Genomic DNA, 13,392 nt, shown 5'->3' with positions numbered 1-13,392 from the left:
TAATTATTTATAACCATACGAATTAGAAACATACCCTTGCGTCTTATTGACATCCTCATAATAAATAGCGAATACATGGCGATAATTACACACTCCATTACCAACAGAATATTTACGGAACTCCGCTTCGGCTTCACCGCCCCAGTTCAGCCTGCCAAACAAATTCGAATAGTCGTAAGACGCATTCAGCCCTGTACCGCAAACCAATATTCTAGCCATTGTTTTCACATAATTAGTATTCAGGGTTGCATTTATATCACCATCCTTATTCAATGTCACCTGCATACTGATCCAGTTGCACTCATACTGTCCTTTTGATGTAGAAGCAGTACCGGTTCCCATATCCTCATTGAAGTTAACAGACGACATATCAATGTATTCCGGATTATCAGAGTCTTCATATTTATAATAGATTTTTCTCGGTATTTCATCCACTTGATAAGTCTTCCCGAAAATAGTCACCGGCTTGTAGTCATACAACATACAAAGACCTATTTTCATCTCTTCTATTTTCTCCGCCAACAATCCCCAACGTGTCAAATCCTGACGACGAATAGATTCACAACCAAACTCCCATGCCCGTTCATTGACAATAGCCGTGAAGAAATCCGCGTCATACTGCGTGATTTCGGGAGCACCAGTACCAAATGCTCTTTCACGAACCTTTTCCAAAGCCTGTCGGGGAGACATACCGGCAATCGGACTAACTGCATCCGGCCCTGTCAATACATTTTGAGCCTCCGCAAACATCAGGTAAATATCTGAATACCGCATCAAAATCCAGTTGATACCAGTAGCAATACGTGAATTAGCTTTCGGGAAACGGACTTTCATATAATTATCAGTCATCCAATACCAACGCCATTTACCACAAGCCACTCCTAATGGATTACAGCGAATAACTTCCTTATTTTTTCCATTCTCATTGATATATTCCTGGAAAACACAAGTAACATCCCGACGGGTGTCTGCCGGATCAAATGAATAAAAATAGTAAGCAGTAGTAGCCGCATATCCTGCCCCTCCCATACCTTGGGTGGTATTAAAAACCCCTCTGTTCAGGTTGTATCCCATCGTGGCCCCCACATCTCCATTCTGTCCTTCACCAAAAGCGACTTCAAACAGGTTTTCATTATACTTGTTGTATTCCAGATGATTGACAGTAGACCAAATATTCTCATAACTGGGATCAAGCTCATGAGGATTATCAGTCGCTCCCAAAATCTCCGCACACTGTTTGGCAGCCAGCTCATAATAATCTTTCCAATTCTTAGGGCGACCGACGAAATATCCGTTCATTTCCGGAATGGTCGGATGATGTTCCACATCCAAGTCCGGAAACTGATTTCCATCCCGTACAGACCATCCTCCAGCAAATAGCGCTACCTTTGCCAGCAGTCCTTTGGCAAAACCTTTATTCATGCGTTCTACCGTATATGATTCTTCTCCCATCCAAGGCAGATATTCAATTGCCTCTTTCAAATCCTCTATGATATAATTATAAACAATATCACGATCCACTTTTCCTATATAGACATTTCCCAATCCGCTTTCAGACGCATGCTCTTTATATGGCACATCTCCCCAATAACGGATCAATTCAAAATAGCCTAACGCTTTTAGTGCTAATGCCTCTCCTAAATATCTACGCATGGCAGCCTTGTCCGAAGTAGATTGCATCAACGGTGACCGACGTATACCATCTACGATAGTAGTGGCGGATTCTGCCAGATAATAAAGTTTGTCCCATCTGGTATTCCGGTTATAATTATCGTCATAAAAATTGCCAGCACCTTCATCACGAAGTGTCGAATTATAGTTTTCCGTAGAAAACGCACCCGAGCCAACCTCCACGTCAGAAGCTCCCTGCCAGTTGACACACAGTTTCTGACCATATATATAGGTGTCCGTCATTGTCGCATATACACCCATCAGGGCTGCTTCCGTCAGAGCTGTCGATTTAAACAGATTCTCATCACTTGGAATAGAAGGACTTTCGGTATCCAAAAAATTATCCATACACGAAGTGCATAACACAGAGGAGGATAAAACCGCTAAAAATAGTTTCTGTATTTTCATTTTTCAAGTATTAAAAAGTAACATTAAGACCGAATACATAAGAATGTGCTTTCGGATATGCAGAATAATCCACACCCGGAGTCAAAGGGGTAGAACGTTGTGTGCTCACTTCAGGATCCTGTCCGGAATAAGCTGTCCAGCAAAACAGGTTATTGGCCGTAGCATACACGCGCAGGTTCTTGACTCCTAGCTTACGAGTCACAGTAACCGGAAGCGTATACCCTAACGTCAGGTTACTACAACGCAAAAAAGAGCCGTCTTCAATCGCCCAGTCCGTCACAAGCGTACGTCCCATCATAGGCATCCAGATAGAGGCTTTGGAATTGATTTCAACAAAGCGTTCCGGATTGGCGTCATTACCATACATTACATTGGCACCCGTTTCCGGATCAATAATCGACCAACGGTTTTCCAAACTCATAAAATCTCTGATATTATTATATTTACGATTCGTATGAGTGGATGCCATAATCTTATTGGCATTATATACTTTATTGCCATATGACCAGTTGAACATTGCCGCCAAGTCAAACCCTCTCCATGCAGCATTCAGCCCGAATCCGCCAATATGCTTTGGCTGTACACTACCGATCACTTTACGGTCATTATCCGCATCGATCACACCGTCATTATTCTGATCCTTCAGTTTGATAAAGCCAGGACCAAAGTTAGGCAGGTCATTAGAGAACAAAGCCCTGTCGTCTACTACCCCTTCATTCAGTATCCATTTTTTCGTATTCTCATCAAACGTAAAGTCGTCTACAGAATAAAAGCCCTCTACTTCGAAACCATAAATCTGTCCTACCGCCTGACCTACAATAGCACGAAAATCATCAGAGCCGATATCCGGTCGCCAGTTGGATTGCGCACTCAATACGGTTGCCGTTCCATCCAGTTTATTCACTATATTTTTATTGAATGATATATTGAAGTTAGCGCCCAGATAGAAATCTTTACTATTGATAATCGTTCCGCTAAGCGTAAGTTCAACTCCCCTGTTCGTACTGCGGCCTACATTCTGATACTGATATTCATATCCCGAATTTGAAGGAAGATCCATGCGTAAGATTAAATCTTTCGTTATATCATTATAGAAGTCAACCGTCACATTCAAACGGCTATTAAAGAGGCTGGCATCTATTCCCACATTAGAGGATAACTTCGTCTCCCAAGTCAGATTCTCGTTCCGCAAGGTGTTCTGCAATTTCAGGGCACTCTGTACTGTTTCATTCAGATAATATTGCCTATTGGCAGAAGATTCCATTTTATAATCCTGTCTCCAGTATGAATTGACACGCGCATTACCAACTGACCCGTAACTCACACGAAGTTTCAGATTATCCAGCCAGTCTTCCGTCTGCTTCATAAATTTTTCCTGGGAAATGCGCCATGCCAATGCCATACCCGGGAAAAATCCCCAACGGTTTTCAGGAGCGAACACATTCGTTCCGTCGGCACGGGCTGTAAAAGTGAACATGTACCGGTCTTTGAAAGCATAGTTTAAACGACCGAAGTAAGATGCCGTACGAGAAGGTTCACCAAGAGTGGTATACGTTGGTTGGGATTCTCCATAGTTCCACATAGCCAACACTTCGCTCGCCGTAAAATCCATAGGATAATATTTGGATGAGGCAATCATCTGATTTCTGTAATTACTCACCATTTCATGTCCGGCCATCAGATCAAGACGGTGATTCTTTTTCAGAGAGAACCGGTAACTCAATATGTTCTGCAAGTTCCATCGTGCACCTTTCTCATCCGTACGTTTGGCTACGGGCTGACCGGCATTGGAGCTCGACTCTCCGGTTTTCTTTAACCAGACATTATCGGTATAATTATAAGTGTAGGCGTAACTACCTTTCAGCTGATAAGTCAATCCTTTAACAATTTCCCAGTTAAAGCCGGCATTATAAGTCATAGAAAACTGGTTTTGCTTCTTATACTCATTCACCGTATTATATACAGGATCATTCAATGATGATAACAATGCATCATCCGAGTAATCAATTTCACCCCCCAAAGCATCTCCCGCATCTATACTTGCAAGGCTGTTGATTGGCGAGAAAAGAACGGCATCTCTCAATTTACCTCCATTGGTACCCGCACCGTCAATCACCATTCTAGTCAAACGGCTGGAAAACTCAAACTTCAATTTATTACTTAACTTTTTATCCATCTTCACACTCAAGTTATCCCTCACATAATTGGAGTTGAGCATAATGTACTTCTCATCATCCCGCGTATAACTCAAATTATAACGCAATGTGGCATCCGTTCCTCCTGTTATACCAACGTTATAGCTTTGTTTGAATCCGGTGTTTCCATATACTTTATCCTGCCAGTTCGTGCCTTCTACCGAACGATAAATATTGCGGTCGTCCCAACGTCCATACATCGAATTAATGCTACTGGTCAGAGAGGTGCCCGGATCAAGTTCTTTCTGATAACAGTAGTATTCGTAAGGTGAAAGTACCCCCGTCAGATTATACACATTACTGACACCCCAGTGAGCATTGAATGAGATTTCTGTTTTTCCCGCCTTACCGCTTTTTGTAGTAACAAGAATAACGCCGTTCGCACCTTTAGCTCCATAGATGGCGGTAGAAGAAGCATCTTTCAAAACATCAATGCTTTGAATATCACCGGGAGGAATATCATTGATATTACTCACCTGAAAACCGTCAACAATATATAACGGTGAATTGTCCTGGGTAATAGAACCACCACCACGTACTGTAATCTGGATTGTTGCATCGGGCGATCCATCAGTAGCCACTACATTCACACCTGCCAGTTTTCCTGTAATAGCCGCAGCCGCAGAAGTTATCGGAATATCCTTCAAAACCTTCTCACTCACTGAAGAAATCGCACCGGTCAAATCTCCGCGGCGTGAGGTTCCGTACCCTACCACTACCACTTCGTCCAAAGTCTGATTGTCTTCTTCCAACACAACTTTCAGATGTTTGCCCGGTTTCACAGTCGCAACAACTGATTTCATTCCTACAAAACTAATTTCCAACTTTGTTGCATCTTCGGGAACAGACAAAGTGAAATTTCCATCCAAGTCGGTAATTGTACCGACGGAAGACTTTTTCAACACCTTCACACTAGCACCAATAATAGCATCGCCGTTGGTATCCACCACCGTTCCTTTCACAGATACCTTCTGTGCATATACTGTTGTCGCCGTTATAAAGCACAAGAGCAAGCAACATATATACGCAAAGCATCTTCTCAAAAATAAATGTCTTTGTACATCCATAGTATTATCTTGATTAATTTGTTTCATTTTTGATGTTACAAAAGTCACACTTTTACATCTGTTTTCCACTCATTATTTATGCAAAAGCGTGGACTTTTTATATAGAATGTCTTATTTTACTGTAACAATAATCACCTCTCCTTCGCGTGTATCCACATCATACAAATAAGTATCACGTAATGCCACTCCTTTTAAAGGCGCTTTTTCACTAATCATCGGGCGTGAGATTTGCTGTACTTTAAATAATGCGTTCGGATTCGCTTCCTCTTCCTTCTTCTGTTTCAACAATGCTCCTTCAGCAGCCAATTTCCAGTAAGAGCGCAGGCGCAGATTGCCTCCGGTTTCCGAACGTAACACAGCTTTTACCAGCTTACCGTCCTTCCAGGTCAATTCATCAATCAAAAAACCTCCCCGGGCACGCAACCCTTTCACTGTCCCGCTCTTCCATTCCGAAGGCAACGAAGGCAACAGATGAATCGCACCATCATGACTTTGCACCAGCATTTCGGCAATACCAGCCGTGCAACCGAAGTTACCATCTATTTGGAAAGGTGGATGCGCGTCGAATAAATTAGGATACGTTCCGCCTCCCTGTCCTTTTTGTATTTCAGGGCTGACATAAGTCAGCTGATTCTTTATCAACTGATAAGCATGGTCCCCGTCAAGCATACGGGCCCAGAAACAAACTTTCCATCCCATTGACCAACCGGTAGAAGGATCTCCCCGTTGTATCAATGTGTTTTTTGCCGCTTCAAAGAGTACCGGAGAACGATAAGGAGAAATCTGATAACCGGGATATAGTCCCCAAAGATGAGAGATGTGCCGGTGACGATCATTAGGATGATCCCAGTCTTCAAACCATTCCTGCAATTGTCCGTACTGCCCTACCTGCATCGGAGGCAACTGCCGGCGCATATTCTTCAATGTATCACAAAAATCGGTATCTGCGTTCAGCACTTTGGCAGCTTCGCATGTATTTGAAAATAAATCAAAAACCAACTGATTATCCATCGTGATTCCTGCAAAAAGATTACTTTTCTTCTTTATCCAGCGCGGAGAATTCTCGGGTGAGTTGGAAGGAGTGACAACCAGATAACCCGTGTTCGGGTCGCGTACCAGAAAGTCGACAAAGAATTCCGAAGCACTTTTCATCATCGGATACACTTCCTCCAAATACTTCTTATCACCGGAAAACAAATAACGGTCCCATAAATGCTGACAAAGCCATGCATTAGCCACAGGCCATGTCCCACAATAAGGACGGTCCACCGCACCCGTCATACGCCACAAATCCGTATTATGATGCAACACCCAACCACGGCAACCATACATTCGACTGGCAGCTTCACGCCCATTCTCGCTCAATTCACGTACCATCTGGATGAATGGTTTATGAAGTTCGGCCAAGTTAGTGATTTCCGCCGGCCAGTAATTCATTTCAGCATTAATATTCGTTGTATAATTGCAGCTCCAGGGAGGCCCCGGGTTATGATTCCATTTGCCCTGCAAGTTGGCGGGCTGGCATCCGGGCTGTGAAGATGAAATCAATAAGTAACGTCCATACTGGAAATACAATGCTATCAATGCCGGATCATAGGATGAAGAAAACTCCTTGATACGTACATCCATCGACTTATTGGCTTGGGAAGTTTCACCCAAATCCAAAGTTACACGATTGAATTGTTTCTGATAAGCAGCAATATGAGCGGCTTTCGCTTTACTATAATCTTTCGCTGCATTTTTCAAATAAGCTTTATTCCGTTGATACGGATCGCCCGATATATCTTTATAGTTGACAAAGTTAGTCGCCATCGAGATATACAATGTAAGTTCACTGGCTCCTTGAACGCTAAGCAACGTGTCATTGGCAGTTATCACTTTCCCACCTTTATGTTTCACATCCAAATCGGCACAATAGTGCACTTTACCCGAAAAATAACGGCTGCCATGCGTAATACCTTCCAGCCGCAAACCTTTCTTTCCATAAATACTACGTTTCGGATCTCTCATCGGGGTATTAAAAAACAGTTCGCAATTGATTGTGCCCGGTTTGGATGCTTTGATATGCCTGATAACCAGTTGATCGGTAAATGATGCAAATGTTTCTTCGGTAAATTCCACTCCGTCTACTTCGTAGCGAGTCACAGCTACTGCATTGCTTATATCCAGATCACGATAGTAATTATTTACTTTTTTGTGATCTTGATAACGGATATTCAGACGACCCACTGTCTGGTAAGGCATTTCATTCCCCACTTGTGAAAGAATCTTCGTTGCCGCCATGTTCTGCGCTTCTTCGTACTTTCCTTCAAAAATCAACCGGCGCATTTCCGGCAAAGCCGTTTTTGCTTCTTCATTATAGTTCTGGTAAGGAGAGCCCGCCGACACTGTTTCTTCGTTCAACTGTATTTGTTCCAGTTGAGGGTCACCGAACACCATTGCTGCAATCCGTCCATTACCAACCGGGAGTGCTTCTTCCCAATAAGAAGCGGGTTTGTCATACCATATTCTATAGATGTTTTGTCCTTCCACATTCCCCAACAGAGAAGAAAAAGCCAACATACAACTGAATACTTTACTTATCATTTTCATATTTTAAAGTTTTAATTGTCATCACTCTTCTAAAGGTTCACTCAAAGACCCATACTCACTAACGGCCTTCACCTGATATGTCTTTCCTTCCTCAACATTACAAGACGTTTCCTTGGTTATTTGTACAGTTTCATCGTTCGCAATTACCAAATAACAAATCGCATATTTCGAAGCATCCCAACTTAATATGCCGTTTTCTCTTTTCAGATTTTCCGGTGCGGATATTTGTTCCATATATTTCTTCGGGTCCCAATTATCGCCCTCACGAACAACGTTTTCGTACGTATACCGAGCTGCCTCACCTGCCGTAAGGACAGCCTGACAAATGCCTGTCACCGGATTCTCTTGTTCATCCTGATAGGTATATTGCGTTTTACGCTGGCTTAAATCTACAGTATTCCCCTCCTTATCTTTACTGTTATATTCAGCAAACATTTGAGGAATAGCTCCCATATCCGTCCATCCTTCCGGGGCTATCTTTATATTAAAAATCGTATTGAGATATACAGCTATCGGAGAATTGTGCCAGGGACGCCCCAACTTGACACTTTCTGTATCAGCCAATTCATTTCCATCCACAATGCAATTATTCAACACATATCCCCAACGTGTTCCTACTTTATGAGAAGGAGCAACAATAATTGCGCCATCCCTCATATTATAAAAGGTGCAATGTTCGAGAAAGCAATTCCCGTTTCCATAGAAGTAATCAACGGCTCCTTCAATCCAGCAATTCTGTGCATACAGTCTGCCGTTATCCGACTTAGGCCCGGTCTGCCAGGTGTCTTGGTACGAGAGGAATTTGCAATTATTGAATGAGTTGCGGTCATTCTGGGTATACATTGCCAATGCCATAGGACCTTTCTGTAATTCTTTGCCATATCCGTTTACAAAAGACATATTCTCTGCGTAAAAATCCGTAGCTTTCACTGATACCATAGCGGCTTCCGTTTTTCCTAAGTTCTTATAAGAGTACTTCCACACATCCGGATCAGTCGCACTGGCTTCGGTTGAGCTGTTAATTCGTAACTTGACAATTGTCTTATCCACATCCTGTCCGATGAGATGAATATACGGTTTGTCTTCAGGAATAATAATTTGTTCTTCATACGTTCCGTTCGCCACGAAAATGAGCCAGGGTTCTGTTCTTTTCGAGGGGGCATTATCTATTGCTTTCTGTATACTGGTATAGTTTCCTTTTCCGTCAGGACTGACCACCGCATCAAATATACGTGCTTCCGGTTGAGGACGTTCTCTGATTGTAAACTGAATACTGACACCTTCGAATACATTTCCCTGAAAGTCTATGACTGCACCTTTGGGGAGGCTGAACTGACAGGCCTGATTATAGTCCAAAGCAGTATAAGCGTAAGACGCTGTTTTACCTTTGAAAGTCAACTCCACTTCCTCGCCATTAAAATTCGCCTTCCCTTCTCCCGCTTTCACATACTCGTTAAAAGTAAGCAAAATCGTATTGTTTTCTTCGGCCGTTTCACCATTTGCAGGAGTTACAGACACCAAAGAAGGGGCTTCATGGTCGGGAACAAAAAAGTTATTGCTACTTTCCTTGCAACTTGTTGCCAGCAAAGCTGATAACAACAATAGTCCTTGGGACATCTTTGAAAATAAATGTGCTTTCATAAATTATTTGTTATATTCTTAATGATAGATTCTTATTCCATTATTATTTGGTCGTCCTGCCTTGAGCAGTTACTATTTCACGTTACAAAAGTATACGGAACAACATGAATACTTTCTCACTATTTGTTTGTTTGCGTGGACTTTTTTAATATCATTCAAAAGTTGCGGACTTTTTGTGCAATCTGGTGCACTATCTATGCAACCAGTTGTCTATCAAATTCTATCCGCTTACATTTGTATCAGTATCACTATCATCACACTTTATAAAAAATCAGGTAAGATATGAAAAACAACAAGGTAAAATTCATTTTCGTGGCACTACTGTTTGCCACACAAGTAGAAGCGTTCTCCTCCTGTTCCACATCTTCAGTCAATGAAGATAATAAAGAACAGGAGACTCCACCGGATTCTCCCTCCGTATCTCCACCAGTGGAAGAAACAGCATATGCCTTTCCCGGAGCTGAAGGAGGAGGAATGAACACTACAGGAGGAAGAGGTGGAAAGGTATATATTGTCAGATCCCTGGAAGACTCCAAAGCACCGGGTACCCTCCGGTATGCCATCGAACAAAAGGAGCCTCGTATAATTGTCTTCTGTATATCCGGCACCATTTATCTAAAATCGACACTGGACATTCGGAACGGTGATGTCACGATAGCCGGACAGACAGCTCCCGGAGACGGTATCTGCCTGGCTCACTTTCCAGTAAATGTATCGGCCGATAATGTAATTCTACGATACCTGCGTTTCCGTATGGGAGATACGGATTTGCTGGGCTCTTCGGCTTCCGACGGTGCAGATGCTCTGGGAGGACGCCAGAAAAACAATATCATGATTGACCATTGTTCCATCAGTTGGAGCACTGACGAATGTGCTTCATTCTATGATAATACTAACTTTACTATGCAATGGTGTATTATTTCAGAAAGTCTCCGCTTATCGGGACATACCAAAGGCCCTCATGGATATGGCGGTATTTGGGGAGGAGTCAACGCTTCCTATCATCATAATCTGATGGCCCACCATGACAGTCGCACACCACGTTTCGGTTCCGGAGTAAAATATCAAGGTCAGGAACGTACTGATATGCGTAATAATGTTATTTATAACTGGAGCGGTAACGGATGTTATGGCGGCGCAGCAATGGGTATTAACATTGTGGACAACTACTACAAACCCGGACCCGCTACGGATGCCAAAGTGGCCAACCGTGTGATGGCTATCGACATCAGCTCTTCTGATGGAGATTTTGCACCGATCAAAGGGGTATTGGGACAGTATCATATCAGCCGGAATTACTTCGAGGCAGGAAACCAACTGACAGAAACAGCCGCCGCAAAAGTGAACAAAGACAACTGGACTGGTATCCGTAACAACACCGGTCACTCTCTCGATGAACTGAAACGGGATACTCCGGTAGAAGTAGATGCGGTAACTACCCACACGGCACAAAAAGCTTACGAACTGGTGTTGAAATATGCGGGTTGCAGTCTCAAACGAGATGATATAGATACTCGTATCGTTGAAGAGACACGCACAGGAACGGCACAATTCATCGGAAAGAACGAACACAACGGATTAGGAGATGCCCCCTGCCCGAACGGTCCTTGTGAACATTGCGACAAAGGTATCATCCATTGGAAAAGTCAGAATTATCCTAAGGGCGGACTTATCGATAGTCAGAAAGACCTAAAGCCTTCCGGAGCTGGTAGCGACTGGAGCGCATGGCCAACATTAAAATCATTGCCACAAATTACTGATTCTGACAATGACGGCATGCCTGACGAATGGGAAACCGCCAACGGATTGAACCCAAACAAATATGATGCAAACGGAAGAAATCTAAGTACTGCCTATGATAATATAGAGGTTTATATCAATAGCCTTGTAGAAACAATAACAAATACGCAAAATAAGAAATGAATGATGTGAGGGAAAACAACTCTTATTAACGCAAAAAACTGGTCAATTAATACAAATCCTGATTCAATGAATCATTTGTATACTATATATGAAACAATATTGCACCTCTATGTTGCTTTTCTCCCTTATCTTTGTTGCAGTATAAACAAAAACACACTATAAAGATTATGATTACAAGTAGAAAGATTTCTCAAGTCAATGTTTTTGCTGGTAGTCCTTGGGAAGTAGCCAGCGTAAAGAGTTTGTTGAATGAAGCTTATATTCAGGTGTCAACGAAAGACAGTGGTTTAAACAGTATTCTCATTTCTGTTCCTTGCGAATACTATACTGCGGCCATGCGTGTAATTAATAACAGAAAAGTTTCATAGGTTTTAGGTTTACATATAAATTGAAGGGTTCTTATTGTCAGCAGGAGTTTTAGCTGGATAATACAGTGACTAGCAACTCATTGCACCCTGACAATAAGCTATGACAATAGGCTGACAATAAAAAGATCGTACTTTTATTGTCAGCCTGTTATTTAATAGATTAAATTCACAGCAGAATTATAGAATTCGTTTCAATCTCCTGCATATCTTTCTGATCCAGCAGTTGCTACAAATAGCATTGTCCGACATAGAATTCTTCTCGAAGGAGCGCAGTCTTTCGTATTGTTCCTCCACCATTTTCCATAAACCGTCCAGTCGCGAACTTTGTCCTCTAATTGCCATTAATTCCTGATCCCGCATATTCAAGAGTGAAGCATACAATCTGCTGGTTTTGTTTTTTTCCATGCAAAGTTGCTCTAACTCATCGATATATTCAGACGTAATTCCCAGCTTAGTCCGTTTTATGAATTGCTGAATACTATCATCATCTATGGAAACTGTATCGTTCTCATAAGACACTGTGATTTTTTTCATTTCCACCCAGAGCCAGATATACTCTTTTTCGAGTCGGTATTTCTCGGCTGCCGCTTCTATGCTAATCCATTGTGACATAGTGTTTGTTTTTAATTTGTTATACAACAAGGAATAAATAGTGCTCTGTTGATGTTGATTCAACAAACATTCGCGCTTTTTGTATTCCGGGCGGACAGGAGATTGGGGTTGGGGATTTATAAGGATCATGAAACCAACCGGGTACAATAAAAGCGTGAATGCTGTTGAATCATTATCTGTCCTTGAGGCCTAGCAAACCCGTCCATAAGATAATGATAACAACAGACATCCACGCTAATCGTTTATATATAACACATCTTCCATCAATATGTTGATATACGACCGTTCACGTGGAATATCTGTTGAACCACCCCTCTACGGACAGAAACTTGCTAGATTTCAAGGACGAGGGATAATGCAATAATATTCCTATTTCAAAATAAATAACGCTTCTTACCTGTTTTCACCACGCTGGTGAACAGAAAGCGTATGACAAAGATATGCTTTTTTTTCGAAACAAAGTGGAAATACGGAAATAAATACAGGAAGTTTTGTATTGAAAGAGAGGAAGTTCAATATTAGCAAAGAGCGTATAAGAAATATAAACTCGCTACGAAGCGAATGTCGCCCCGTTAAATGAGTACTGCACATCCGGTATCTTTCACTAAAGAAGCAGGTATTGTTCGGCTAAAGCAGCAGTATTGTTCAGCTAAAGCTACGGTATCTTTACCTTCCCACGACCGTGGTGACTTCTTTCCACAGCCGTGACGAATTCCTACCACGGCCGTGGGAAGATCTCGTCACGGCCGTGGCGAACTACCAATACCGGTAAGTTAACGTAAGAATAACGGTGTCTTTATGCAACAATACACAGTGGCGAGCATATCTTTACTTACTTGTTAATGTTTCAAGTCCGCCTTCTTGAATAGAGTATAACAAGAAAGCACATTCTTTATCGCGATAAAGCGCAAATAG

7 protein-coding genes are annotated in these 13,392 nt (G+C 42.2%); 2 read left to right on the top strand and 5 right to left on the bottom strand.

Going from position 1 to position 13,392, the window contains the following annotated elements:
* Positions 1–3: 3 nt before the first annotated feature.
* The 4 genes from LPH68_RS06965 to LPH68_RS06950 all read right to left on the bottom strand — a co-directional run bounded on the left by LPH68_RS06965 (position 4) and on the right by LPH68_RS06950 (position 9,574).
* On the bottom strand, positions 4–2,079 hold the full coding sequence (locus tag LPH68_RS06965) for a RagB/SusD family nutrient uptake outer membrane protein (RefSeq protein WP_004305005.1): 2,076 nt from the start codon (positions 2,077–2,079) through the stop codon (positions 4–6).
* Between the two features lie 10 nt (positions 2,080–2,089).
* Positions 2,090–5,341 (bottom strand): TonB-dependent receptor, encoded by a 3,252-nt coding sequence (locus LPH68_RS06960; protein WP_004305006.1) that lies wholly within the window; start codon positions 5,339–5,341, stop codon positions 2,090–2,092.
* 111 nt (positions 5,342–5,452) lie between these two features.
* Positions 5,453–7,933 carry a glycoside hydrolase N-terminal domain-containing protein gene (locus tag LPH68_RS06955; RefSeq protein WP_032811980.1) on the bottom strand — a complete coding sequence of 827 codons (2,481 nt, stop codon included), beginning with the start codon at positions 7,931–7,933 and terminating at the stop codon, positions 5,453–5,455.
* A gap of 21 nt (positions 7,934–7,954) precedes the next feature.
* Entirely contained in the window at positions 7,955–9,574 is a 1,620-nt protein-coding gene (locus LPH68_RS06950; protein ID WP_008024509.1) for a pectinesterase family protein, read from the bottom strand.
* A gap of 282 nt (positions 9,575–9,856) precedes the next feature.
* Between LPH68_RS06950 and LPH68_RS06945 the strand changes: the two genes are divergently transcribed.
* Positions 9,857–11,497 (top strand): pectate lyase, encoded by a 1,641-nt coding sequence (locus LPH68_RS06945; protein WP_225473501.1) that lies wholly within the window; start codon positions 9,857–9,859, stop codon positions 11,495–11,497.
* A gap of 167 nt (positions 11,498–11,664) precedes the next feature.
* Positions 11,665–11,865, top strand: coding sequence for a DUF2007-related protein (locus tag LPH68_RS06940; protein ID WP_008024505.1), 201 nt, complete (start codon positions 11,665–11,667; stop codon positions 11,863–11,865).
* A 177-nt stretch (positions 11,866–12,042) separates the two neighbouring features.
* On the opposite strand, the gene LPH68_RS06935 is transcribed toward LPH68_RS06940, so the two are convergent.
* Complete coding sequence (locus tag LPH68_RS06935; protein ID WP_004305010.1) at positions 12,043–12,477, bottom strand: hypothetical protein; 435 nt, start codon at positions 12,475–12,477, stop codon at positions 12,043–12,045.
* Between the last annotated feature and the right edge of the window lie 915 nt (positions 12,478–13,392).

Source organism: Bacteroides sp. 1_1_30 (genome assembly GCF_020982715.1).
Classification (GTDB): Bacteria; Bacteroidota; Bacteroidia; order Bacteroidales; family Bacteroidaceae; genus Bacteroides; species Bacteroides xylanisolvens.
The sequence above is the reverse complement of the archived record's forward strand: the minus strand, read 5'-3'. Positions and strand labels throughout refer to the sequence as shown.